Consider the following 24682-nt stretch of genomic DNA (forward strand, 5'->3'; position numbering starts at 1 on the left):
GTCCTTCAAATTCTAGCTATCGGCGAAGGCGCGCGGCAATTTCGCCCTGATATGCCGTGTCGGCTGCGCTCCCGATTGCGGCGCGGCCTGCGGGGAGAGGCGGATGTTGGGGTTCATTTTCGGTTTCAATGCGCGTCTCGGCCGTCTGCAATATTTTCTCGCCTCGCTCGGTCTTGCGCTGGTTTCGGTGGTCCTGATCGTGGTTGTGGCCGTCGGTCTTGCCGCCCTCGCTCCGCAGACGTCGGAGCTGACGGTGAGCCTGCCGATCGTGGTGCTGATCGGCCTATGCCTGGTGGCGAACCTGATGCTGCAGGCGATGCGCTTTCGCGACATCGGCTGGGACCCGGTCTGTGTGATCCCGGCCTGGATCGCCGTCATGGTGCTGGACTACGTGATCGCCGGCCGGTTTCCCGAATACGCGGCGACATCATCGCACCACGGCACGTGGGTTGGCGCCCTGGTCAATCTCGGCCTGAGCGTTGCGCTGCTGTTCTTCCCCAGCGGGGCTGACGACGCGCCATCGTCGGGAGCTACCATGAGTCGCCCGCCGTCTGCATCGTTCCGAACAGCCCGTGGCGCCGGCTCGGCCACCGAGGCACGGCTCGCGCGCATCACGGGCGGGGAGGCCGAGCGGCGCGGGTACTAGGCGGCGGCGGCGCCCAGCCTGCTCACCAAATAGGCAAATCGCCTTCGGCAACCCCGTCCGAACGCCCGACGGCCTGCCGGACGGCGCACCAACCCACTGACTTTCAAGATTTTTCCGTATCAGGCCCGCATCCCCGCCATGTACACAATGGCACATGGCTTGCTACGTTCGCAGCCGGATTGGCGAAGCGGAGCGCAAGGGAATGGCAGGCCAGAGTTTGGGCTCGGACGAGACGCGGAGCGCCGCGTGACCGAGACCATTGCCGAGATCGTCGCCGCCCATCGCGCCGGCCTGACAACGCCAAGCGACACGATCGCGCGCTGCTACGCCCGGATTCGCGCGCACAACGACCCCGCCATCTTCATCAGCCTGCGCGGCGAGAAGGACGCGCTCGCGGAGGCCGAAACCCTCGCCGACAGGGACAGATCGTTGCCGCTCTACGGCGTGCCCGTTGCGGTGAAGGACAACATCGACGTGGCGGGCCTGCCGACCACCGCCGGCTGCCCGGCCTTCGCGTACACGCCATCTCGTGATTCCACCGCGGTGGCGCGGCTGCGCGCCGCCGGCGCGATCATCATCGGCAAGACCAATCTCGACCAGTTCGCCACCGGCCTCGTCGGCGTGCGCTCGCCCTATGGCATTCCGAAAAATCCGGTGCGCGCCGATCTCGTTCCGGGCGGATCGAGCTCGGGCTCGGCGGTCGCCGTCTCCGCGGGTCTCGTGCCGCTCGCGCTCGGGACGGATACTGCCGGCTCCGGCCGTGTGCCGGCGATGCTCAACAACATCGTCGGCCTGAAGCCGAGCCTCGGCATGATCTCGACCTCCGGCCTGGTGCCGGCCTGCCGCACGCTCGACTGCATTTCGGTGTTCTCGCTGACGGTCGACGACGCCGTCGCGGCGCTCTCGGTGCTGGCAGCGCCGGATCCGCTCGATCCATTCTCGCGCGACCGGCCGCTTGCGGCCGTGACGGCATTTCCCGAGGGCGTGAAGCTCGGCATTCCCCGCCCCGGGCAATTGATCTTCTTCGGCGACAAGGCAGCGGACGCCGCCTATGGCGCTGCGGCCGCGCGCTTCGTCAAGCTCGGCGCAGAGCTGGTCGAGTTCGACCTCGAGCCGTTTTACGAGACCGCGCGGCTGCTCTATGAAGGCCCCTGGGTCGCCGAGCGCTATCTCGTGATCCGCGATCTCCTCGCCTCCGATCCCGATGCCATCCATCCGGTCACGCGCGAGATCACCATCGGCGGCGCGCGCGGCAGCGCCGCTGATACCTTTGCTGCGCTGTACCGCCTGCAGGCGCTGCGCAAGGTGGCCGAGCACACCTTCGCCGATGTCGACGCGCTGGTGCTGCCGACGGCGCCGACCGCCTACACCACCGCGGACGTGCTCGCCAACCCGATCGAGCTCAACAGCCGGCTCGGCACCTACACCAACTTCGTCAACCTGCTCGATCTCTGCGGGCTTGCCGTGCCGGCTGCGATGCGCAGCGACGGCGTCCCGTTCGGCATCACCCTGCTTGCGCCAGCCGGCCGCGATGCGGCGCTCGCCAGTCTCGGGCGCGCCTTCCATGCCGACACGGCGCTGCCGGTCGGCGCCAAGCCGGTCCCGCTTCCGCCGCTCGCGCCCGTGTCTCCGGCACTGCATGGCGACGAGATCGCCGTCGTCGTCGTCGGCGCGCATCTCTCTGGCATGGCGCTCAATCACGAGCTGACCGCTCTCGGCGGCCGCCTGCTGGAAGCAACGACCACCGCGCCTGACTACAAGCTCTACGCGCTGTCGACCACGCCGCCCAAGCCCGGCATGCTGCGGATCGACGACGGCCAGGGTACTTCGATGGCGGTCGAGCTCTGGGCGCTGTCGGCGGCGAGCTTCGGCAAATTCGTCAACCTGATTCCGCCGCCGCTGTCGGTCGGCACCATCCGCTTGGCGGACGGCCGCACCGCCAAGGGCTTCCTCGTCGAGCCGGCCGCGCTCGATGGCGCCCGCGACATCTCGGAGTTCGGCGGCTGGCGAGCGTATATGGCGCAGAAGGGCTGATCTATTTCGCGCGTCATGATTGCGTGCGCTGCCGTAGGGTAGGCAAAGGCGCGCCCGTACTGTCCCAACGAGCGAGATCGCGGTTGCGCCGTGCCCACCGTTTCGCCGCGGAGTCCGTGGCCCGATGGTGGGCACGCTACCGCCTAACGGCGGCTGCTTTGCCCACCCTACCGCTCGAACGAAGAGCTACACCGACACCGCGTAGATCTCGTATTCGCCGCGCACCAGCTCGATGTGGGCTTTCATGGCACTCGCCGCGCCGGCCTTGTCGCCGCGCAGGATGGCGACGACGACGCGGTCGTGCTCGGCATGCGACTTGGCGAGGCGGCCGAGATTGCGGAACTGTGCGCGGCGGAACGGCTGCACACGCACCCGCGTCGCCAAGGTGATCTCGGCGATGTAGGCATTGTGCGCGCCGGCATAGATCGCGTTGTGGAAGCGCTCGTTGACCTCGTGGAAGCGCTCGGGATTGCCGGCGTGGCTGAGATTGCGCAGCTCCTCGTGGATGGCTTCCAGTCGCTGCCGCTCGACCGGCGTCATGCGCTGCGCCGCGAGACCGGCGCACAGGCCCTCGAGCTCGGCCATCGCCTCGAACATGCCGGTGAGGCGGTCGGCCGACGGCCGCGCCACCACCGCGCCGCGATGTGCACGCGCCTCGATCAGGCCGGACGTCGCCAATTGACGCAGCGCTTCGCGCACCGGCGTGCGCGAGACATTGAAGCGCTTGGCGATCTCGGTCTCGTCCAGCGGCGCCCCCGGCGCCAGCGCGCCGCGCACGATCTCATCGGCGAGTTGCAGGCGCAACTCCTCGGCGCGGGTGATCTTCGCAACCGCAGGCGGCGCGCGGTCGATGCGCTTGATCTCGGAGTCGCGGGCGGGCCGCTGCCGCGTTCGCGGCGGAAGATCGTCCAGGCTCATCCTCAGCCGCCTTTTGCTTCATCGATGATGCTGACATGGGCAGCGACGATTCTCCAGCCTTCCGGAAACCGGATCCAGGTCTGCATCTGGCGTCCGACCTTGCCGGGCGCGGTGTCGCGATAGAACAGCGTCGAGGCGACCGCGGCGTTACGGCCGTAAGCAGTGATCACGGTGCGCGCGGTCCGCCGCATCAGTCCAGCCGGCGAGCGCGCGGCGCGAAATGCCGCGATCTCGCCGTAGCCGTAGAGGTTCTCGCCGATGCCGTAGCGCAGCGTGCGGGAGTCCTGCTTGAAAAGCTCGTCGAGCACGGCGACGTCGTTGCCGACCAGCGCCTGTTCATAGCGCTGGAACTGCGCGGTGACTTCCGCGACGACGTCAGGCAGATCGACTTCCATTCTCCAGAACTCCTCGCGGGGCCGGCGCAGCGGCGACGCCAAGCTGTTGCAAGGCGTGGGCCACACGCAATGCGACATGTTCGCACCACGGCGCCGCGATGATCTGCACGCCGATGGGCATCGGCTCGAGCGGAATCGGAACGGCGACGACGGGAAGCCCTATGAACGAGATCGGCTGGGTATGAATGCCGATATTGGCGCGCACCGGCAGCTCGACGCCGTCGAGCACGAAGGTCGTCTGCCCGAGCTTGGGTGCAACGCAGGGCGTTGCCGGCGCGATCAGCACGTCGACGGACTTGAACAGCTCCAGCACCCGGGCGTGGTACCAGCGGCGAAACTTCTGCGCGCGGTCGACCATCGGCGCCGGAATCATCGCACCCGCAATCAGGCGGTCGCGCACCGCCGGATCGAAATCACCTGGGCGCGTGCGCAGCCGGTCGAGATGCAGCGAGGCGCCCTCGGTGGTGCTGATGACGTAAGCCGCGGCGCGGGCGCGCGCCGCTTCGGGCACCTCGATCACCTCGGTGACCTTCAGCGCGGCCGCGACACGAGCGACCGCTTCGGCGGCTTCGGGAAACAGATTCTTCTGGAAGTGCCCTCCGGCAAGGGCGATGCGCAGATCGCCGATGCCTTGCGAGAATCGACCGGAGACCGGCTCCGGTGCCCGCGTGGTGCACGCGGCGTCGTCCGGATCGGGCCCCTGCATGGCGTCATAGGCGAGCGCGAGATCCTCGACTGAGCGCGCGAACGGACCGAGATGATCCAGACTCATGACGAACGGAAACGAGCGCGCGCGCGACAACCGACCATAGGTCGGCTTCAGGCCGAAGATGCCGCAGAACGAGGACGGCACGCGGATCGAGCCGTTGGTGTCGGAGCCCAGCGCGATCGGCACCAGGCCGCCGCCGACGGCGCTGCCCGAGCCGCCCGACGAACCGCCGCTCATCCGCGTCGGATCATGCGGATTGCGCGACGGGCCGTCATGCACGTTCTCGCCGGTGAAGTCGTAGGCGTATTCGCCCATGTTGAGCGCCCCGACGAGGACGGCGCCGGCCGCCTCCATGCGCTCGATCAGCGTCGCGTCGCGCGTCGCGGGCGCTCGATCACGGTTGATCCTGGAGCCGGCGCGGGTCGGCAGCCCCGCGACGTCGAACAGGTTCTTCACCGCGAACGGCACACCGGCGAGCGGGCCGACGGGCTTTCCAGCCGCGATGTCCGCATCCACGGCGCCCGCCTTCGCCAGCGCCCGCTCGGCGGTGACGTCCGTAAAGGAATTCAGCACACCATCGCGCGCCGCAATCCGCGCCAGCGCAGCGTCGGTGGCCTCGACGGCGGAGAGCTTGCGGGTGGCGACTGCGGCCGCAATCGCGCGCGCGGTCATGTCGGCAGGATCAAGCGGTGAAGACACTGGCAGGCTCGGCTTCGTCAGGCAGGGAGAATTCGTCGACCAGCTTCGCCATCTTCAGCGAGACCTCGAAATTGGCGCGAATCGCCGGGCGCCACGCGTCCTCGATCGGCAGAGCCAATGCATGCCCGACCGCGTCGATGTAATCGTCCAATGGCTCCGCCATCAGCTTTTCTCCTCAAGCTTTCGCGCTCAATGCGCCGGCAATGGCGGGTGCGGAATCGCCGTCAGCAACTCCCGCGTATAGGCATCCTGCGGATGACCTAGCACACGTTCGGAGGTGCCCTCCTCGACGATTCGGCCCGACCGCATCACGATCACACGATCGCACAACAGCCGCACCACATTCAAATCATGGGAGACGAACAGATAGCTCATACCTAATTGCTGCTTGAGGTCCTGCAGCAGATTGAGCACGACCGCCTGCACGGAGACGTCGAGCGCCGCCGTGGGCTCGTCGAGGATGACGAGCTTCGGGTGCAGTGCGATGGCGCGCGCGATGCCGACGCGCGCCTTCTGGCCGCCCGACAATTGGTGCGGAAAGCGGTCGAGCAGATCGAGCGGCAGGCCGACCATGGTGGCGAGCTCCTCGCAGCGCGCACGAAGCGCGTCGCGGCCCTTGATGTCGCCGAGCTGCAGGATCGGATCGGCGATGGCACGCGCCGCGGTGAAGCGCGGATTGAGGCTGTCGGTCGGATCCTGGAACACCATCTGGATGCGGCTGCGCAGCGGAAGCCGGGCAAAGGCCTGCGGCAGGATGTTGCCGATCTCCTCGCCATCGAAGCTGATGCGGCCCGAGCTCTGGTCGAGCAGCCGCATCACCATCATCGACGTCGTCGACTTGCCACAGCCGGATTCGCCGACCAGGCCGACGCTCTCGCCATGACCGACCGTGAAGCTGATGCCGTCGACGGCGCGGAACATCTCCGGCTCGACCGCCGGCCTCCGTCCGAACAGTTTCGACAACGTCGCCGAGGCGCCCTGGCGCGGATATTCCTTGACCAGCTTGTCGACGAGAAGGAGCGGCTTGGTGCTCCTCGCACTCCGGTCGTCCTCCCCACTCCGCTCGTCACCCCCGGGCTTGACCCGGGGGTCCATCACCTTCGACGAGTCTCGCGCAACGGGATGGATGGCCGGGTCAAGCCCGGCCATGACGGAGTGAGGTTGCTGCGACGCCTCCTCCTCCGGCAGCAATTCGCGCAGGGACACGCCGAGCCGCGGCGTCGCCCGCATCAGCTTGCGCGTGTAGGGATGCTGCGGGTTGGCGAAGATGTCGGCGGCCCTGGCGGCCTCGACCACCCGGCCCTTCTCCATCACCACGACGCGATCGCAATAGGCAGCGGCGAGACCCAGATCATGCGTGATCAGGATCGTCGACATGCCGCGGCTCCTGGTCAGCTCGACCACGAGATCCATCACCGCCTTCTGCGTGGTGACGTCGAGGCCGGTGGTCGGCTCGTCCGCGATCAGCAGCTGCGGGTTGCAGGCCAGCGCCAGCGCGATGACGACGCGCTGGCACATGCCGCCGGACAATTCGAACGGATAGGCGTGGTAGCGCTCGCGCGGGCGGGCGATCTTGACCTGCTCGAGCGCTGCGATCGCCTTTTCGGCGCGATCAGTCGCGGCCGCCTGGGCGTGCTGCCTCAGCACGTCCTCGATCTGCTGGCCCACTTTCCGGATCGGATTGAGGGCCGCGCGGGGGTTCTGGAAGATCATCGAGATCTCGCGGCCGCGCAGATCGCGCATCGCGCTTTCCTCGGCCGCCTTGACGTCGATCCCCGAGAACATCACCGAGCCCTCGGCGATCCGCCCGGCGCGATCAAGGATGCGCATGACGGCGTAGGACGTCACCGACTTGCCCGAGCCGGATTCGCCGACAATCGCGAGCGTCTCGCCCTTGGCGACGGAGATGTCGACATGCTGCACGGCCTTGACGATACCGCGCCGGGTGGAGAATTCGACCGTGAGATCGCGAACGTCGAGCAGCGGCTGGGCAGTCATCCATGGCTCCGCTTGTTACGACCGTCATGCGCGGACTTGACCCGCGCATCCATCAAGCCAGGGAAGGCCTGTTCCAAGGGATGGATTGCCGGGTCAAGCCCGGCAATGACGGAGTGTTGCTGTGGCGCACCCATCAGCTATGTCCTGCGCTGCGGGTCGACGATGTCGCGCAGACCGTCGCCGAGCAGGTTGAAGCAGAATACCGCGATCATCAGCGCAAGGCCCGGAAACAGCGCGATCCACCATTCGCCCGACACCATGAAGGAGGCACCCTCGGCAACCATGATGCCCCATTCCGCCGTCGGCGGCCGCACGCCGAGGCCGATGAAGGAGAGGCCTGCGGCATTGAGGATCGCGTAGCCCATGGTCAGCGACATCTGCACGATCATGATCGGCATGATGTTGGGCAGGATGTGGCCGAGCAGGATGCGCAGCTCGCCGTTGCCCGACAGCCGCGCCGCCTGAACGAAGCCGGCGTTGCGGCGGACATTGGCCTCGGCGCGCGCGACCCGCGCGTAAAGCGGGAAGTTCACGATGGCCGTGGCGATGATGATGTTCTGCACGGTGTTGCCGAGCGCGGCGACGATGCCCATCGCCAGCACGAACAGCGGGAACGCCATGATGGTGTCGGCGATGCGGCCGACGATGCGGTCGGTCCAGCCGCCGAAGAAACCGGCGGCGACGCCGGCAAGTCCGCCCATGAAGAACACCAGCGCCACCGAGGCGACCGCGATGAAGGTGTCGAGCCGGGTCGCGACGACGACGCGGCTGAAGATGTCGCGGCCGAGCTGATCGGTGCCGAACCAGTGCGCCGCCGACGGCGGCTTCAGCGCCGACGCCGTGTCGCTCGCGAGCGGATCATACGGCACGATCCACGGACCGAAGACCGCGGCGAACAGGATCACGACCAGGAGGCCGAAGGCGAAGCCCGTGACCTTGTTCTCGGCCAGCACATAGCGCGTGTGCCCGATCAGGGCTGACAGTCCCGACATTCGCGAGGGAACGGCGGCAGGCTCAATGGTCGGCGCGACGGAGCTCATCCTTCCAGCCTCACACGGGGATCGATGACGCCATAGAGAATGTCGATGACGAGGTTCAGGACGACGTACATCACGGCCATCGTCAGCACGAAGCCCTGCACCGGCGCGAAGTCGGAGGCGATCAGCGCCTCGACCGCGTAGGAGCCGATGCCGGGCCAGGCGAACACCTTCTCCACCAGCACGTTGGCGCCGAGCAGGAAGGAGAACACCATCGACAGCGTCGTGATGACCGGAAGCATGGCGTTGCGGAACGCATAGGTCACGGTGACTGTCGCGGGCGACAGGCCCGAGGCGCGCGCCGTGCGGACGAATTCCGACGACAGCACCGACAGCATCGAGGCCCGTGTCATGCGCGCGATCGGCGCCAGCGAGAAGATCGCGAGCGTGGCGGCGGGCAGGATCAGCTGACTCAGCGCCGAGCGAAACGCCTCACCGTCACGCGCGATCAGCGTATCGATGAGGTAGAAGCCGGTCACGGGGTCCGGCGCGCTATAAAACACGTCGAGCCGGCCGAGCGGCGCCGGTGACCAGCCTAGCCGGAAATAGAACACGTACACCAGCACCAGCCCGGTGAAGAACACCGGCAGCGAGACGCCCGCTGTCGTGACGACGCGGCAGGTATGGTCGATCCACGACTCCGGCCGCGTCGCCGCGAGCACGCCGAGCGGCAGCGCGATCGCGACCGAAACCAACAGACCGAGCAAGGTCAGCTCGGCCGAGGCCGGCAGGCGGTTGCGGATCTCGCTGGCGACCGGCTGCCCTGTGGTCAGCGAACTCCCTAGATCGCCATGGGCGAGATCGACGGTGTAGCGGAAGAACTGCTCGACCAGCGGCTTGTCGAAGCCGAGCTTCTTACGGATCTGCTCGACGGCCTCTTTGGTCGCCGCAGGGCCGGCGAAATACGCCGCGGGATCGCCGGGCAGCGCACGCGTGAGCAGGAAGGTGACGATCACGACGCCGATCAGGGAGGGAATCGCGAAGGCGAGGCGCTTGGCGATAAGGCTCAGCATGGGCAGCCCCCCGCCCGAATTGGCCCAGATCCCACAGCACGGCGCAGTCTGCTCCCTCCCCCCTTGTGGAGGAGGGTTGGGGAGGGGGGTAAGCCGCGGCGACAGTGGGTGCGGCTACCCCCCTCCCTGCCCCTCCCCCACAAGGGGGGAGGGAATGAGAGAGCTGGGCTCACACCACCGAGGTCACCCACGTCCTCACCCCTTCACCAGAGCCCGATAGTCGAGCCTGCGGTGGAACCAGTACTGATAGCCGGAGATGTTCTTCTGCATCGCGACGTTGACGAACGGCTGATATAGCGGAATGCGCGGCACCTCGGCGAAGGCGAGATCGACGAAGCCCTTCACGTCGGCATCGTACGTGGCCTTGTCCCCAGTCGCGGCGGCGTCGCGCGCGCCGTTGATGAGCTTGTCCATCTCGGGCGACTTGTAGCTCATCGTGTTGAACACGGAATTGTTGCCGTGATAGCACCAGTAGAAAAAGTACTCGGGGTAATCGAGCCAACCCGAGAAGATGTTGGTGAAGAGCGGCATCTCCTTCTTGTTCAGCTCGGTGCGCCAGTTGGCGCCGGGCACCTTGTTGATCGTGGTCTTGATGCCGAGCTGGGCGAGGCTCTCCTGCACGAGCACGCATAGCGGCTCGTTGACCTGCGCGAAATTGAGGTCGAACGAGATCGTGGTCTCGAAGCCGTTGGGGTAGCCGGCTTCGGCCAGCAGCGCCTTGGCCTTCTCCATGTCGGTGAGATACTTCGTCGGCTGCGGCCACGCCACCTCGGTCGCCTTGTCGGACGGCGCACCGAACATCGGATTGGCAAGGCCGAACATCACGGCGTCGATGATCTTCTGATAGGGCATCGCATAGGCGAGCGCCTGCCGAACCTTGGGATTGTCGAACGGCGGCTTGGTCACGTTCATGCCGATATACTGGATGCCGTTGGAGATCGGCAGCGAGATCACGGTGTGCTTGCCGTTCGACTTCATCTCCTGGAAGTCCTTGTTCGGCAGCTCATAGGAGATGTCGGCGTCACCACGCTCGAGCAGCGCGCGGCGGTTGCCGGCCTGCGGCACCATGCGCCAGATCACGCGCTTGATCTTCGGCAGCGGACCGCACACCCAGTCATCGTTGCGTTCCATGATCACTTCGGTACCGGCGGTCCACTTCGTCACCTTGTAGGCGCCGGAGCCTGCTGTCTGCTGCTTGGTATATTCGAGCCCCCACGGGTCTTTGTCGGTCGCGTTCTTCTTCACGAGCTCCGAGTTGACCACGCAGGGTACGATGACGGCGAGATCGGGGATCGTCAGCCGGTCCTTCTTCAGGAAGTCGACGCGCACGGTGTGGTCATCGACGATGACGAACTGCTCGGTCTTGGTCAGCGAGCCGGCGCTCATCTGGAAGGTCGGGAAGCCGCCGACGCTGACGGCGCGGTCGAGCGACCACTTCACGTCCTTGGCCGTGACCGGCGTGCCGTCGTGGAATTTGGCGTTCTTGCGCAGCTTGAAGGTCGCCGACATGTCGCCGATGGTCATGTCCTCGGCGAGCTCGGGCTTGAACTTGTCGCGGTCATAGTACGGCACCCCGCCGGGGCCGCTCTTCATCTCGTGGCTGATCAGGCGATCATAGCAGTTCCAGGACACCTCGTAGCCCGGCACGTTGGTGCCGACGCCGTGGATGTCGAGGTTGTTGGGACCGCCTTCGGACACGATCAGCAGCGTCTCGGACCGCGCATCGGCCTTGGCGGAAGACATGATGGCCGGCGCCATTGGCAGCGCGGCCCCCGCAGCCAGACCGGACACGGATTTCAGAAAATCGCGACGCTTCATCAAATGCTCCCGAGAATAACGACTGTCGGGAACAGTGATCGCAAGCTTCGTGCCAAGCCCGGCCGAAAGCTAAGCTATTGAAATATCGACGCGCCTTCACCGAGTGGCACAGCTCGATGCCCCCTATTGCATACAAAGCTGCATATTTGCTGCATTTATAACCACCTCAAATAGCCTGCGACAGATTTACGCAACGCCTGTTGGACCGCCGCCCCGGTTGGGGATCACTCCGGCCAGATCAGCGCCTGCAGCTCGTCGAAGTCGCGGACCTTGGCCGGCCAATCCGGAATGCAGATGTGGCGAACGGGATCGCTCGCCTGGTGCAGTAGCATCAAGGCGAGCAGCCGTCGCTTCAACTGCCAGCTGATGTCCTCCAGGGCAAATCCGTAACCATCGAACAAGGCACGCACGCGCCCGGGCTGACCCGCTGCCATGAAGGCGCTCGGCCCGAGCAGATCATATTCGCCAAGACCGGTCATGACGTCTCCGAAGTCGAACAGCCCGCTCAGCTGCCAGCCATCACCGCTGCGCGTGACGAGGAAATTCTCCGGAATGTATTCACCGGTCAGGATGACCGGCGGCGGATCCTTCGGCAGCAGTGCTGCGGCCTCGCGCAGGAGATCGTCCAGCCCGGCGAGCAGCGTCGGCGGCAAGCCGAGCCGCTGATGGCGTGCATGACATCCGGCCATCTGCATCCTCAAAAAATCCGACCAGCGCGGTCCGAGCGCGAGCAGCTCGCCAGGCGGGACCCGCTGCACGGCGGCGATCAGACGACCGACCTGCCTGAGCAAGAGCTGCTTGTCCTGCTCCGGTAGTTGCCGCCAGACATCCGAAGCAGGAATGCCGCCGAGCCTGGTCATGATCAGATAGCACCAGCCGTCGCGCTCCCCCTCATGGCGCAGGTCGGGGGTACGGACGTCGCCGACGCCACCGGCGAGCACGCGCAAGGCCGCCCGCTCGAACTGAAACTTGCCGCGATGAAACGGCGGGAAGACTTTCAGGATCAGTCCGTCGTTCAGCGCGAGAACCAGATTGGTGCCCGCCGCGAACGGCGCCAGCCGCGCGTCGTCGTAGCCATGGTCGCGCGCAATATCGCGTGCAGCCGGCAGCCAGCGCGTCGCGTCGGCACGGAGGCGCCGGAGCTGCGCGCTATCGGCGACCGGTGGCAAAGCCATTTTCAGCGATCCGGGCTCGCGCGCTCGAACTGGCGCAGCAGACGGTTGCCGCGGTCGACGGCCGCATCGATCGCCGCCTGCGCCGGCTTGCGGCCGCTGAAGGCCTGCTCCATCTCGTCCTCGATGGCATCACGGATCAGCACGAACGAGCCCAGCCGCAGGCCGCGCGAATTCTCCGTGGGAGGATTGAGCGTCACCTGCTCGATCGAGATCGCTGCTCCCGGATTACGGTCGTAGAAGCCCTGCGCGCGCGTCAGATCGAATGCCGCCTGCGTAATCGGCAGATAGCCCGTATTCTGGTGCCAGGCGGCCTGAACATCGGGCCGCGACAGATAGGCGAAGAACTTGGCAACGCCCTTGTACTCGGCCGCGGGACGGTCACGCAGCACCCACAGCGTCGCGCCGCCGATGATCGAATTCTGTGGCGCGCCCGCAACGTCAGGCCAGTACGGCATCATGCCGTAGCCGACCTCGAACTTCGAATTCGCCTTGATATCGGCGCGCGTCGCCGAGGAGCCGATGAAGATGCCGCACTCGCCCTTCTGGAAACGCGGCTCGGCTGCCTGGCCGCGGCCGCCATAGTCGAAGACCTTGCCCTTCTGCCATTCCGCGAGCTGGGCGATGTGCCGCGTGACCTGCGGATTGTTGAACGTCAGCACGGCGTCCAGTCCGGCAAAGCCGTTGGCGCGGGTGGCGATCGGCAGATTGTGGAAGGCCGAGAAATTCTCCACGTTGATCCAGGCCGGCCACGACGTCGTGAAGCCGCAGGCGACGCCGTTGTCGCGCAGCCGCCGGGCAGCCTTGCCGAGCTCGGGCCAGGTCTTCGGCGCCGCGCCCGGATCCAGTCCGGCCGCGCGAAACTGATCCTTGTTGTAGTAGAGGATCGGCGTGGAGGCGTTGAACGGAAACGACAGCATGTTGCCGTCGGCGTCGGCATAGGTGCCGGCGATCGCGGGCAGATAGGCCGACGGCGAAAAGCTCTCCTGCTCGTCGCGCATCAACTCGTAGACGGGGTAGATCGCGCCCTTCGCCGCCGTCATCGTCGCGGTCGCGATCTCGTTGACCTGCACGATGGCCGGCTGGCTGCGCGAGCGGAACGCGAAGATGGCCGCCGTCACGGTCTCGGTATAGCTGCCCTTGTAGCTCGGCACGATGCGATAGTCGGACTGCGACGCATTGAAGTCGGCGGCCAGTCTGTCGACCTGCCTGCCGAGCTCTCCCGACATCGCATGCCACCACATGATCTCGGTCGCGGCCTGGGCCGTGCTTGCGCAAACAACCGTCCAGAGCAGGATTGCAAACGAAACAGAACGCAAGAGGACCGTCAACGGGAGCCAACTCCAATTCGATGAATGAATCTGCCCGGGCTGAGATCGCAATCGGACCGAAAATGGGACCCAACAACCCAAGGCTGCAATAGCCTATCAACAAACCATTGACGCGTATCGCTTTGACGTCAGAATGGCCTTATAGCACCTGTTCGGGAGTGCATTGAACCTTTTCATGTCCGGGCCGACCTCATCATCAGGGGGAAGAGTGTTGCCTGTGTACCGCGCCCATCTTTCGTCGATCTCGAGAGTGGACGTCACGCCGGTGCTGATGCGCGCTGAGGCGGGCGCGCGGTACCGCTCGTCCCTTTCATGCTCGGCGTCGCGACTGGCTGCGCCGCAGCATACAAGCGCGGCAGAGCGCGGCAGAGCGGACGCAGGCAGGCTCCGCACGACCGGCCCGAGGTAGCGATCGTGGCGCGATCCGAGCAGCGGAAATCCGTCGCGCGGCCGCTCAGTCTGGCGGTCCTGGGGCGGGCACGGATCGTTCGCGCGCTGCGGGCGGTTCCGATCCGCTGGCGCATCCTCTCGATCGCCGCGCTCAACTCGGCTGTCGTGATCGTGCTGGCGGCGCTGATCTGGAACGGCGCGACGGTGCTGGGCACGGCCTGGGACGACGTTCGCCAGGTCCGGGAATCCGACAAGGTGCTGGCCCTGCTCGAAAGCGAGACGAGCCGGCTGCAGAACCTCATTCATCGCTACATCAATCAGCCGAGCCCGGAGCTGTTCGCCGAGATCCTGCTGCTGCGCGAGGCCGTGCTCGGGACGCTCACGACGCGCGCCTCGACCGACCCGATGCTGTCGGGGTCGGTCGAGGAGCTGGAGCGCGTCACCGTGCGTTTCCTGGACGGCTTCGGCGAGCTGCGCAGTCTGCAGGCGACGATCTCCAAGACCTATGAGGAAGAGGTTCTCGGCCCCGCCCGCGACATCGCCGGGCTCTATTCGGTGATCGAAGGCGCGACCGGCCATCGCGACGCGCAGATCTGGCCCTCGCTCGGCAAGTCGCGCGAGGCCTTCACCGCGATGCTGGTCGCGGCCAATTCCTACTATCTGTCGCTCGCGCCCACCTCCGCCGACGACGCGCGCCGCAACACGGAGACGATCGAGAAGACCATTCCGGTGATGTCGAGTCTTGCGGACAATGATCTGCAGCGGCTGGCGCTGCAGCGACTGTCGGCCCGGACCGCGGCGCTGCGCGCAGGATTCTCCAAGCTCACCGATCAGCTCACCAACCGCACCGAACTGCTGCGCAATACCATCGATGCGAGCCAGGCCGAAACCATCGGCGCCATCGACGGCCTGTCGGTCAAGATGCGCCAGCACGAGCAGAAGGCGCAGGCGACCTTCGACCGGACGTTGAAGGACATCTCCCGTCGCGTCCTCTCGATCGCCGTGATCTTCCTGGGGGTCATCCTGTCCGCCGGGGTGCTGATCGCCTTGTCGATCCGGCTGCCGTTGCAGCAGATCATGGCCTCGATGCGCGCGATCATGCTGGGCGACTACGACCGCGAGGTCCAGGGCACCGAGGCGCGTGACGAGGTCGGCGCGATGGCCCGCGCCGTCGAGACCTTCCGCGAGAACGCAATCGCCAAGCGCAAGACCGAGGACGAGCTCCGCGCCGCGAAGGAAAAAGCCGAGAGCGCGCTGCTCGAACTCAACGCCGCGCAGCGCAACCTGATCGATGCCGAGCGGCTGGCGGCGCTGGGCGGGCTCGTCGCCGGCGTCGCACATGAGGTGAACAATCCGATCGGCATCAGCCTGACGGTGGCCTCCAGCTTCGCGCGCCGGGTCGAGATGTTCGAGGCCGCACTGCGGTCGCCCGAAGGCGGCCTGCGCCGGTCGCAGTTGGAGGAGTTCGTGCGCTCCTCGCGCGATGCATCCGAGCAGCTGGTCGCCAATCTGCAGCGCGCCGGCGAGCTGATCCAGTCGTTCAAGCAGGTCGCGGTCGACCGCTCCCACGCGGAGCGACGGACCTTCGTCCTGAGCGAGGCGACCGATCAGATCATCACCAGCCTCAAGCCGGTGCTCAAGCGCGCGCCGATCACGCTTGCGGTCGACGTCCCCGAGGGACTTTTCATCGATGGCTATCCCGGGTTCTACGGTCAGATCCTCACCAACCTGTTCCTCAACGCCGTCAATCATGCCTTTGTCGACGGGCGCGCGGGCACCATCTCGATTACGGCGCGGCCGCGCGGCGCGGATGACATCGAGATCATTTTCGCCGATAACGGGGCCGGCATGACCCCCGACGTCCAGCGTCAGGCCTTCGATCCGTTCTTCACGACACGCCGCAACGAAGGGGGAACGGGGCTCGGGCTGCATATCGTCTACAATCTGGTGACGCAGCAGCTCGGCGGCCGCATGATGCTGGAATCCCGCGAGGGACAAGGCACCACCTTTCGGATTATCATGCCGCGGGTCGCCAAGGGCGGCGCCGAGACAGCAATGGGCGACGGAACGACGCAATGGCCGAACAGGACGATGTCCTCCAACTGATCGAGGATGCCGGTTTCGACGAGGATGACGGTTCGGCCCGGAAATGGAAGATCGCCGTCATCGACGACGACCATGCCGTGCACGAGGGCACCCGCTTTGCGCTATCGGATTACAGCCTGAACGGCCAGGGGCTCGAAATCCTGTCCGCCTATTCGGCGGCCGAAGGCCGCGCGCTGATGCGGGAGCACACCGACATCGCGGCCGTGCTGCTCGACGTCATCATGGAGACCGACGTCGCCGGGCTCGAGCTCGTCGAATACATCCGCAACGAGATCAAGAACGAGACCGTCCGCATCATCCTCCGCACCGGACAGCCGGGTCAGGCGCCGGAGCGGCGCGTCATCGTCCAGTACGACATCAACGACTACAAGGCCAAGACCGAGCTCACCGCCGACAAGCTGTTCACCTCGCTGACGGCGGCGCTGCGCAGCTACCAGCAGCTCGAGCGCATGGTGCAGACCCGGCGCGGCCTCGAGATCATCATCGACGCCGCCTCGACGCTGTACGACTTCAAGTCGATGCAGCGGCTGGCCGAGGGCGTGCTGACCCAGATCGCTTCGCTGCTGAACGTGGATTGCGCAGGCATCCTGGTGCTGCGCGACGACGGCAGCCAGACAGACGATTTTTCGGTGCTGGCCGGCTCCGGCTGCTACAGCCGCTTCTCCGGCGCCGTCACCTCGCGCTCGCTCGATCCGGATCTGCGCGACATGGTGGAGGCCGCCTTCAGGCAGCGCAGCAACGAATTCGCCGACCATCGCACCGTGCTCTATGTCCGCACCGGCTCGGGGCGCGAGGTCGTGGTGCTGCTGCAGGCGGAGCGGCCGCTGTCCGAGACCGATCGCTCGCTGGTCGAGATCTTCTCCAGCCGGCTGTCGATCGCCTTCGACAACGTGATCCTCTATCAGCAGCTGCATGAGGCCAACACCCAGCTCGAGGACCGCGTCGCCCAGCGCACCCGCGCGCTGATGCAGGCCAACCGGCGGCTGTCGGCGCAATGGCTGCGACTGCAGCGCGCCAACGGCTTCAAGAACGAGATTTTGGGCACCGTCGCCCACGACCTGAAAAATCCGCTGGGCGTCATCCTCGGCCGCACGGAGATGCTGACCGAGCTGATCGCGACCGGCGCCTCCGCCGACGGCATCACCAGCCAGGTCGGACATATCCGAGATGCCGCCAAGCGGCTGACCTCGATGGTCGACCACCTGATCTCGGATGCGATGGCCGACGCCTTCGACATCACCATCCGCCGTGAGCCGGTCGACATCGCAGCCCTGGTCCACGAGGTGGTCGAGGCCAACCAGCCGCTCGCGCTCAACAAGCAGCAGGTCATTGCCGTGTCGGCGCCGCCGCATCTGTCGACCATGTGCGACATCGACCGGATCCGCGAGGCGATCGACAACCTCCTGAGCAACGCGATCAAGTACAGCCCGATCGGCGGCAGGATCACCGTGAATGCCGCCGACGATGGCGACAACACCATCATCGGCGTCACCGACCAGGGCGCCGGGCTGTCGCCGGAGGATCTCGGCCGCCTGTTCGGCCGGTTCCAGCGGCTATCGGCCAAGCCGACCGCCGGCGAGAGCTCGACCGGGCTCGGCCTGTCGATTGTCAAACGCATCGTCGACATGCATGGTGGCGAGGTGACGGCCAGGAGCGATGGGCCGGGATCCGGATCGACCTTCACGATCACACTGCCGGCGGCCGAATTGTCATGAGTCAGAGCCAGCACATCATCATCGTCGACGACGAGGCCCCTGCCCGCGAAATGGTGGGTGATTACCTCAAGATGCACGGCTTCGCGGTGACGCTGTGCGACGGCGGCAAGAGCCTGCGCAGCGCCATCGAGACCGGCCCGGCAGATCTCGTCGTGCTCGATCTCAACATGCCCGAAGAGGACGGCCTGTCGATCATCCGCGATCTCAAGGGCCGCACCAACATCCCGGTGATCATGCTGACCGCTACCGCCAGCCCGATCGACCGGGTGGTGGGGCTCGAGCTCGGGGCCGACGATTACGTCGCGAAACCGTGCGAATTGCGCGAATTGATGGCCCGGATCCGCTCCGTGCTGCGCCGCAGTGGGCCGGCCAAGACTGCGGCGGCCGCTACGGACTCCGCTCCCGCCCAGGCGAAGGACCCGCAATTGGTGCGGTTCGGCACCAAATGGCTCGATCTCGATGCCCAGGCGCTGCGGGATGATGAGGGCAACGAGCACCCGCTGACGGCGTCCGAATTCGGCCTGCTCAAGGTGTTCGCCGCCAACCCGAAGCGGGTGCTGTCGCGCGAACGGCTGCTCGAGCTGGCGAATGCCCGCGATGCCGAGGCATTCGACCGCGCCGTGGACCTGAGAATCATGCGAATCCGCCGCAAGATCGAGCCGGATCCGACCAAGCCGGCGGTGATCCGTACCATCCGCGGCGGCGGCTACCTGTTCTCGCCGGCGGGCGAGAAGGCCTGAGGACGGCCGGTCGGCGGCGGCGGAAGCGGCCTCTGCACCCACATTCCGTTCCGCATCTTGGAATTGGGCACAATTCCGCCACGAGTGTTTCGCGATGTGCGCCGCGACGAAACATTTCCGCAGGCGCACGAAACCATTTTCCTGTTTTCGTGCAGACGTCCCGAAACGGGCGCTCCTTAACAATCCCTCCCGTCGAAACGCCGCAAGGGGGCGGCGGAACGGGAGAGTGCCATGCAGAACGTCGTTGCCATCAATTCCGCAGCCAGCCAGGGCATCATCGCAGCCCAGGCGACCACGGACGGCATGCTCCTGGAGAGCATTGCCGATGGCGATCGCACCGCGATGCACACGCTTTATGCGCGCCACAATGTGCGGGTCTATCGCTTCATCCTGCGCATCGTCCGCGACACCACGATCGCCGAGGACCTCGTCAGCCAGGTGTTCCTGGACGTCTGGCGCACCGCCAAGCAGTTCGAGGGCCGCTCGCAGGTCTCGACCTGGCTGCTGTCGATCGCCCGCTTCAAGGCGTTGACCGCGCTGCGCCAGCGCCGCTTCGAGGACATCGACCAGGACGAGGTGCGCGAGATCGCCGACGACTCCGACACGCCGGAGACCTCGCTCGAGCGCTCCACCACCAGCGCCATCCTGCGCGCCTGCGTCGCCAAGCTGTCGCCGGCCCATCGCGAGATCATCACCCTGATCTACTACCACGAGAAGTCGGTGGAGGAGGTCGGGCAGATCATCGGCATTCCGCAGAGCACGGTGAAGACGCGCATGTTCTATGCCCGCAAGCACCTCGCCGAACTCCTGCGCTGTGCCGGCGTCCACAGCCTCGCCGCCTGACCAAGGTTCATTCTCGTCGGGGCTGATGTCCCGACGGGCTCCAAAGACGACGCACGAAAATCGCCGAACGAAACAATTGAAACAATCGGCGAAATCACCTGGAAAATTTCGGCCGCTAGAACGTTACCCATGAACTGAGCCTCAGTCCCCCAGCTGATCTCGGTTTCGAGCGAGCAAATTCAAGGATAACCTCCACCTCCCAAGGTTGCTCCGAAGACCCGGCGGATGCCCCCGCCGGGTCTTCGTCGTTTATGGACCTGCAACGCCGCCTTGGGCGATTTGACCATTTGATATCGCGCGGCGCCGGTGCAATCTTCCGTCATGGGGCGATGCGACAAACCCCGTGGCAATGACGGACGGTGCTGATGTTCGGTTTGGATGCGGTTGAGCTGGCGCGCGCGCAGTTCGCCTTCACGGTCACCTTCCACATCATCTTCCCCGCCTTCTCGATCGGGCTCGCGTCCTACCTCGCCGTGCTCGAGGCGCTGTGGCTGTGGACCGGACGCGACGTCTATCTCAACGTCTTCAATTACTGGCTCAAGATCTTCGCCATTACCTTCGCCATGGGCGTCGTCTCCGGCATCGTGATGTCCTACCAGTTCGGCACCAACTGGTCGGTGTATTCCGACAAGGTCGGACCGGTGATCGGCCCGCTGATGGCCTATGAGGTGCTGACCGCGTTCTTTCTCGAGGCCGGCTTTCTCGGCGTCATGCTGTTCGGCCTCAGGCGGGTCGGCCCGAAGCTGCATTTCCTGGCCACGCTGATGGTCGCCGTCGGCACCCTTATTTCGGCGTTCTGGATTCTCTCCGCCAATTCCTGGATGCAGACGCCCGCCGGCTACGCCGTCAACGCCGACGGCCAGTTCGTCTCGGTCGACTGGCTCAAGGTGATCTTCAATCCGTCCTTCCCCTATCGCCTCGTGCACATGGTGCTGGCGGCCTATCTGACGACCTCGCTCGTGGTCGGCGCCGTCGGCGCCTGGCATCTGCTGCGCAATCCGCACCTGCCGGGCCCGCGCGTGATGTTCTCGATGGCGATGTGGATGGCGGCGCTAGTGGCGCCGCTGCAAATCCTGGTCGGCGATCAGCATGGTCTCAACACGCTCGAGCACCAGCCGGTGAAGATCATGGCCATGGAAGGCCATTTCGAGAGCCACAAGGACGGCGCGCCGCTGTATCTGTTCGGCTGGCCGGACCAGGCCAAGGGCGAGCTGACATGGGCGCTCGGGATCCCCAAGTTCGGCTCGCTGATCCTCAAGCACCAGATCGACGCGCCGATGGCCGGCCTCGACACCGTGCCGCGGCAGGACTGGCCGCCGGTGCCGATCACCTTCTGGTCGTTCCGCATCATGGTCGGCCTGGGGCTCCTGATGATGGCGCTCGGCCTGTTCAGCCTGTGGGAGCGCTGGCGCGGCCGGCTATACGTCAATCGCGGCCTGCACCGCTTCGCCATTGCAATGGGGCCGGCGGGATTCATCGCCGTCATGGCCGGCTGGATCACCACCGAGACCGGCCGGCAGCCGTTCACCGTGTACGGGCTGCTGCGCACCACCGATTCCGTGTCGCCGCTCGCAGCCCCGGCCGTGGGTGCCTCGCTGCTCGCCTTCATCATCGTGTATTTCATCATCTTCGCCGCCGGCGTGCTGTACATCCTGCGCCTGATGGCCGAGCCGCCGCATCCCGGTGAGCCGGGCCCGAGCAGCGAGCAGCCGGTCCGCACGGCCGGCATCACGCCGGCCGCGGGCGTCGTGCAGGGAGCCGTCGGATCATGAGCGTTGCCGTCGATTTCGCGACCCTCTGGGCCTTCATCATTGCGCTCGCCGTCTTCATCTACGTCGTGATGGACGGCTTCGATCTCGGGCTCGGCATCCTGTTTCCGCTGTTCCCGGGCAAGCAGGACCGCGACATCATCACCAACACGGTGGCGCCGGTGTGGGACGGCAACGAGACCTGGCTGGTGCTCGGCGGCGGCGGCCTGATGGCCGCCTTCCCGCTCGCTTATGCAATCCTGATGCCCGCGCTGTATGCGCCGCTGATCGCGATGCTGGTTGGGCTGATCTTCCGCGGCGTCGCCTTCGAATTCCGCTGGCGCACCCGCGCGCAGCGCAATCTGTGGGACCTCGCCTTTGCCGGCGGCTCCTGGGTCGCGGCGCTGGCGCAGGGCATCGCGCTCGGCGCCATTCTGCAGGGCGTGCATGTCGAGGGCCGGCACTATGCCGGCGGCTGGTGGGACTGGCTGACGCCGTTCAGCATCCTCACCGGCATCTCGCTCGTGGTCGGCTACGCACTGCTCGGCGCGACCTGGCTGATCCTGAAGACAGAGGGCGACCTGCGCGACAAGGCGTATCGCATCAGCTGGTATCTCCTGTTCGCCATGCTGCTCGCGATTGCCACGGTCAGCCTGGCGACGCCGCTGCTCACCATTCAATATGCGCAGCGCTGGTTCACCTGGCCGGCCGTGGTCCTGACCGCGCCGGTGCCGCTCGCCGTCATCGGCGTCACCGTGCTGTTGATGAAGCACCTCGCCCAGAAGACCGACGGCTGGCCGTTCTTCCTCGCGCTGGCGCTGTTCCTGCTGTCCTATGCCGGCCTCGGCATCAGCATGTACCCCTACATCGTGCCGCAGAGCATCACGATCTGGCAGGCGGCGGCGCCGGAGCGCAGCCAACTGATCATGCTGCCGGGCGTGCTCGTGCTGGTGCCGCTGATTCTCGGCTACACCGGTTGGGCCTATTGGGTGTTTCGCGGCAAGGTCGGGCACGACAGCGGCTATCATTGATGCCGTCCGAGCAGCCTGCCCCGCTCGCGAAGCGCCTCGCCTGGTTCGTCGTGCTGTGGCTCGCCGGCGTGGCGGCCGTCGGCACCGTCGCCTTCCTGCTGCGGCTCTGGATGAAGCTTGGATGACGGCGGGCGCCCCGCGCTCACCTTGACTTTGCTGCGAATATGCCCCTGAAATTTGGCGGGTGATTTTAATCGGGCGAGCTTCGCAGGGGTCCGTTGAGGAGAGCTTTGAATGCCGAGTTTCCGTCGCCTGCTGTGTACCACCAGCGCCATCATCGCGCTGGCGCTGTCTACGTCGCACAGTTTCGCCCAATCCGAGGATCCCGGTGATCAGCCCGGCCTCGTCGCCGATGACGGCTACGAGCTCGATCCCGAATGGCGCAAGCAGGTGGTGTATTTCCGCACCACCGAGCCGCCAGGCACCATCATCGTGTCCACCGCCGAACGCCACCTCTATCTGGTGCAGCCGGGTGGCCGCGCCATCCGCTACGGCATCGGCGTCGGCCGTGACGGCTTCCAGTGGCAGGGGCTGCTGTCGATCACCAAGAAGGCGGAGTGGCCGGATTGGACGCCGCCGCCGGAGATGATCCAGCGCCAGCCCTATCTGCCGCGCTTCATGGCCGGCGGCCCCGGCAATCCCTTGGGCGCGCGTGCGATGTATCTGGGCACCACCGTGTACCGCATCCACGGCACCAATCAGCCCTGGACCATCGGCAGCAAGATTTCCTCCGGCTGCTTCCGGCTGGTGAATGCCGATGTCGCCGATCTCTATGACCGCGTGCCGGTCGGCACCAAGATCGTGGTGCGGCAGAAGCCGGAACTGTGACGGCGGCGCCCGCCGCCGGACGTTCAGCCTTCGCTTCATCCTGACATTTTTTCGAAAGAGATTGACCATGCGCACTTTCCGAGGCGGCCTGCTGATCGGGCTCGCCGTCGCCGTCCTCGTCGCGGCGCTCGCCGTCACCTATGAGATGTACGACACCCGCACCTTGAAGCGGACCATCCGCCGCGGCGAGGTGCTGTGCGGCGTCAACGCCGGGCTGCCCGGCTTCTCGATTCCCGACGACAAGGGCAATTGGAGCGGCTTCGATGTCGACTTCTGCCGCGCCGTGGCGGCTGCGATCTTCGACGATCCGAAGAAGGCGAAGTTCGTGCCGCTCGACGCCAGTGAGCGCTTCAAGGAGCTGCAGAGCCGCAAGGTCGACATCCTCTCGCGCAACACCACCTGGTCGATGGCACGCGAGCAGAATTACGATCTGTATTTCCCGGCGGTCGCCTATTACGACGGCCAGGGCTTCATGGTGCCGCGCGCGCGCAAGCTGGAGACCGCGCTGGACCTCAACGGCAGCAAGGTCTGCGTGCAGGATTCCACCACCAACGCGCTCAACGTCGGCGACTATTTCCGCACCAACAACATGAAGTACGAGGAGGTGAAGTTTCCCAAGCTCGACGACGTCATCAAGGCGTATGACAGCGGCAAGTGCGACACCTTCACCGCCGACGTCTCGCAGCTCTACGCGCTGCGCCTGACGCTGTCGAAGCCCGGCGATCACGACATCCTGCCCGACCTGATCTCCAAGGAGCCGCTCGCGCCCGTGGTGCGCCAGCGCGACGACGACTGGATGATGATCGTGAAGTGGACGCTGTACGCGATGATCAATGCCGAGGAGCTCGGCATCACCTCCAAGAACATCGACGAAGCGCTGAAGTCGAAGAAGCCGGACGTGATGCGTCTGGTCGGCAACGAGGGCAGCTATGGCCAGGACCTCGGCCTGACCAAGGACTGGGCCACGCGCGTGATCCGTCACGTCGGCAATTACGGCGAGGTCTATGAGCGCAACGTCGGCAGCGAGTCGAAGCTGAAGATTCCGCGCGGCATGAACCAGCTCTGGAACGCCGGCGGCGTCCAGTACGCGCCGCCGATCCGGTAAGGATCTCTGCACACTTCCACCGTCATCGCGAGGAGCAACGCGACGAAGCGATCCAGGGCTGTTGTAAAGACTCTGGATTGCTTCGCTTCGCTCGCAATGACGGAGCATGGCCTGACCTTCTCGCGACGCCTCACGCGTCCGAGCTTTGCAAATTCGTCCGCCCTCTGGAAATCGAGGGCGCAGGGAAGGCCGGGCCTCGGCTGAGGCCCGTGGCCCGCCTGCGAAAAAAATGCAGGCGGCAGGAACCACAGGTACAGCCGGAACGACCCGGCCCTCCCTGCGCGATGGTTTTAACGGTTATGGCGCGCTCTCCCCGGTGTCCGGCTTGTTAGCTGTGGTCTTCCAGGAGGTTGTCCATCCGGTCTGAACCGAGGAAGCTGAGGTTGCGAAGCTTCAGTGTTCCAAG

Annotated in this window: 21 protein-coding genes; 11 read left to right on the forward strand and 10 right to left on the reverse strand. The window is 65.9% G+C overall.

Going from position 1 to position 24682, the window contains the following annotated elements:
• Positions 1-106 precede the first annotated feature (106 nt).
• Positions 107-646 carry a DUF805 domain-containing protein gene (locus QW868_RS22505; protein ID WP_410051316.1) on the forward strand — a complete coding sequence of 180 codons (540 nt, stop codon included), beginning with the start codon at positions 107-109 and terminating at the stop codon, positions 644-646.
• 246 nt (positions 647-892) lie between these two features.
• Entirely contained in the window at positions 893-2680 is a 1788-nt protein-coding gene (atzF, locus tag QW868_RS22510) for an allophanate hydrolase (protein ID WP_315740541.1), read from the forward strand.
• A gap of 186 nt (positions 2681-2866) precedes the next feature.
• On the opposite strand, the gene QW868_RS22515 is transcribed toward atzF, so the two are convergent.
• From QW868_RS22515 to ugpB, 10 genes are all read right to left on the reverse strand, one after another.
• A complete protein-coding gene (locus tag QW868_RS22515; protein ID WP_315740542.1) occupies positions 2867-3598 on the reverse strand; it encodes a GntR family transcriptional regulator in 732 nt (243 codons plus the stop codon).
• A gap of 2 nt (positions 3599-3600) precedes the next feature.
• Positions 3601-3993, reverse strand: coding sequence for an oxalurate catabolism protein HpxZ (gene hpxZ / locus QW868_RS22520; protein ID WP_316231531.1), 393 nt, complete (start codon positions 3991-3993; stop codon positions 3601-3603).
• Positions 3974-5374 carry an AtzE family amidohydrolase gene (locus QW868_RS22525; RefSeq protein WP_316231545.1) on the reverse strand — a complete coding sequence of 467 codons (1401 nt, stop codon included), beginning with the start codon at positions 5372-5374 and terminating at the stop codon, positions 3974-3976. The genes hpxZ and QW868_RS22525 overlap by 20 nt, the downstream gene beginning before the upstream one ends.
• 10 nt (positions 5375-5384) lie before the next feature.
• Entirely contained in the window at positions 5385-5564 is a 180-nt protein-coding gene (locus tag QW868_RS22530; RefSeq protein ID WP_316231532.1) for a DUF4089 domain-containing protein, read from the reverse strand.
• Positions 5565-5590: 26 nt separating this feature from the next.
• Positions 5591-7399, reverse strand: coding sequence for an ABC transporter ATP-binding protein (locus QW868_RS22535; RefSeq protein WP_316231533.1), 1809 nt, complete (start codon positions 7397-7399; stop codon positions 5591-5593).
• Between the two features lie 137 nt (positions 7400-7536).
• Positions 7537-8439 (reverse strand): ABC transporter permease, encoded by a 903-nt coding sequence (locus QW868_RS22540; RefSeq protein ID WP_316231534.1) that lies wholly within the window; start codon positions 8437-8439, stop codon positions 7537-7539.
• Positions 8436-9449, reverse strand: a complete 1014-nt coding sequence (locus QW868_RS22545; RefSeq protein ID WP_316231535.1) for an ABC transporter permease — start codon at positions 9447-9449, stop codon at positions 8436-8438. Before QW868_RS22545 ends, QW868_RS22540 begins: the two co-directional genes overlap by 4 nt.
• A 195-nt stretch (positions 9450-9644) precedes the next feature.
• Complete coding sequence (locus QW868_RS22550; RefSeq protein ID WP_315813574.1) at positions 9645-11267, reverse strand: ABC transporter substrate-binding protein; 1623 nt, start codon at positions 11265-11267, stop codon at positions 9645-9647.
• Between the two features lie 224 nt (positions 11268-11491).
• Complete coding sequence (locus QW868_RS22555) at positions 11492-12442, reverse strand: aminoglycoside 3'-phosphotransferase/choline kinase family protein (RefSeq protein WP_316231536.1); 951 nt, start codon at positions 12440-12442, stop codon at positions 11492-11494.
• A gap of 2 nt (positions 12443-12444) precedes the next feature.
• Positions 12445-13758 carry a sn-glycerol-3-phosphate ABC transporter substrate-binding protein UgpB gene (gene ugpB, locus QW868_RS22560; RefSeq protein WP_316231537.1) on the reverse strand — a complete coding sequence of 438 codons (1314 nt, stop codon included), beginning with the start codon at positions 13756-13758 and terminating at the stop codon, positions 12445-12447.
• Positions 13759-14280: 522 nt separating this feature from the next.
• Between ugpB and QW868_RS22565 the strand changes: the two genes are divergently transcribed.
• From QW868_RS22565 to QW868_RS22605, 9 genes are all read left to right on the forward strand, one after another.
• A complete protein-coding gene (locus QW868_RS22565; RefSeq protein WP_410051317.1) occupies positions 14281-16266 on the forward strand; it encodes an ATP-binding protein in 1986 nt (661 codons plus the stop codon).
• Positions 16236-17981 carry a DUF3369 domain-containing protein gene (locus QW868_RS22570; protein WP_315740551.1) on the forward strand — a complete coding sequence of 582 codons (1746 nt, stop codon included), beginning with the start codon at positions 16236-16238 and terminating at the stop codon, positions 17979-17981. Before QW868_RS22565 ends, QW868_RS22570 begins: the two co-directional genes overlap by 31 nt.
• On the forward strand, positions 17978-18721 hold the full coding sequence (locus tag QW868_RS22575; protein ID WP_315740552.1) for a response regulator: 744 nt from the start codon (positions 17978-17980) through the stop codon (positions 18719-18721). The genes QW868_RS22570 and QW868_RS22575 overlap by 4 nt, the downstream gene beginning before the upstream one ends.
• A gap of 231 nt (positions 18722-18952) precedes the next feature.
• Positions 18953-19564, forward strand: a complete 612-nt coding sequence (locus tag QW868_RS22580) for a sigma-70 family RNA polymerase sigma factor (protein ID WP_315773723.1) — start codon at positions 18953-18955, stop codon at positions 19562-19564.
• Positions 19565-19929: 365 nt separating this feature from the next.
• Positions 19930-21336: a cytochrome ubiquinol oxidase subunit I gene (locus QW868_RS22585; RefSeq protein ID WP_316231538.1), complete on the forward strand. Its 1407-nt coding sequence runs from the start codon at positions 19930-19932 to the stop codon at positions 21334-21336.
• Positions 21333-22343: a cytochrome d ubiquinol oxidase subunit II gene (gene cydB, locus QW868_RS22590; protein WP_316231539.1), complete on the forward strand. Its 1011-nt coding sequence runs from the start codon at positions 21333-21335 to the stop codon at positions 22341-22343. Before QW868_RS22585 ends, cydB begins: the two co-directional genes overlap by 4 nt.
• Positions 22343-22468: a DUF2474 family protein gene (locus tag QW868_RS22595; RefSeq protein WP_315757675.1), complete on the forward strand. Its 126-nt coding sequence runs from the start codon at positions 22343-22345 to the stop codon at positions 22466-22468. Before cydB ends, QW868_RS22595 begins: the two co-directional genes overlap by 1 nt.
• A 109-nt stretch (positions 22469-22577) precedes the next feature.
• The gene (locus QW868_RS22600; protein ID WP_315740557.1) at positions 22578-23171 is read left to right on the forward strand and encodes a L,D-transpeptidase; all 594 of its coding nucleotides are present in this window, start codon (positions 22578-22580) and stop codon (positions 23169-23171) included.
• Between the two features lie 67 nt (positions 23172-23238).
• Positions 23239-24276: an amino acid ABC transporter substrate-binding protein gene (locus QW868_RS22605; RefSeq protein WP_316231540.1), complete on the forward strand. Its 1038-nt coding sequence runs from the start codon at positions 23239-23241 to the stop codon at positions 24274-24276.
• The last annotated feature ends 406 nt before the right edge of the window (positions 24277-24682 follow it).

This window comes from Bradyrhizobium sp. SZCCHNR1051, from assembly GCF_032489615.1.
In the GTDB taxonomy this organism is placed as follows: Bacteria; Pseudomonadota; Alphaproteobacteria; order Rhizobiales; family Xanthobacteraceae; genus Bradyrhizobium.

Bases quoted from the DNA above. Each gene is read 5' to 3' on its own strand.
- QW868_RS22545 (WP_316231535.1), bottom strand. From the start codon at position 9,449: ATGCTGAGCCTTATCGCCAAGCGCCTCGCCTTCGCGATTCCCTCCCTG.
- QW868_RS22595 (WP_315757675.1), top strand. From the start codon at position 22,343: ATGCCGTCCGAGCAGCCTGCCCCGCTCGCGAAGCGCCTCGCCTGGTTC.
- QW868_RS22580 (WP_315773723.1), top strand. From the start codon at position 18,953: ATGCAGAACGTCGTTGCCATCAATTCCGCAGCCAGCCAGGGCATCATC.
- QW868_RS22555 (WP_316231536.1), bottom strand. From the start codon at position 12,442: ATGGCTTTGCCACCGGTCGCCGATAGCGCGCAGCTCCGGCGCCTCCGT.
- hpxZ (WP_316231531.1), bottom strand. From the start codon at position 3,993: ATGGAAGTCGATCTGCCTGACGTCGTCGCGGAAGTCACCGCGCAGTTC.
- QW868_RS22530 (WP_316231532.1), bottom strand. From the start codon at position 5,564: ATGGCGGAGCCATTGGACGATTACATCGACGCGGTCGGGCATGCATTG.
- QW868_RS22540 (WP_316231534.1), bottom strand. From the start codon at position 8,439: ATGAGCTCCGTCGCGCCGACCATTGAGCCTGCCGCCGTTCCCTCGCGA.
- QW868_RS22575 (WP_315740552.1), top strand. From the start codon at position 17,978: ATGAGTCAGAGCCAGCACATCATCATCGTCGACGACGAGGCCCCTGCC.
- QW868_RS22550 (WP_315813574.1), bottom strand. From the start codon at position 11,267: ATGAAGCGTCGCGATTTTCTGAAATCCGTGTCCGGTCTGGCTGCGGGG.
- QW868_RS22515 (WP_315740542.1), bottom strand. From the start codon at position 3,598: ATGAGCCTGGACGATCTTCCGCCGCGAACGCGGCAGCGGCCCGCCCGC.
- QW868_RS22585 (WP_316231538.1), top strand. From the start codon at position 19,930: ATGTTCGGTTTGGATGCGGTTGAGCTGGCGCGCGCGCAGTTCGCCTTC.
- QW868_RS22600 (WP_315740557.1), top strand. From the start codon at position 22,578: ATGCCGAGTTTCCGTCGCCTGCTGTGTACCACCAGCGCCATCATCGCG.
- QW868_RS22570 (WP_315740551.1), top strand. From the start codon at position 16,236: ATGGCCGAACAGGACGATGTCCTCCAACTGATCGAGGATGCCGGTTTC.
- QW868_RS22525 (WP_316231545.1), bottom strand. From the start codon at position 5,374: ATGACCGCGCGCGCGATTGCGGCCGCAGTCGCCACCCGCAAGCTCTCC.
- QW868_RS22535 (WP_316231533.1), bottom strand. From the start codon at position 7,399: ATGACTGCCCAGCCGCTGCTCGACGTTCGCGATCTCACGGTCGAATTC.
- QW868_RS22605 (WP_316231540.1), top strand. From the start codon at position 23,239: ATGCGCACTTTCCGAGGCGGCCTGCTGATCGGGCTCGCCGTCGCCGTC.
- cydB (WP_316231539.1), top strand. From the start codon at position 21,333: ATGAGCGTTGCCGTCGATTTCGCGACCCTCTGGGCCTTCATCATTGCG.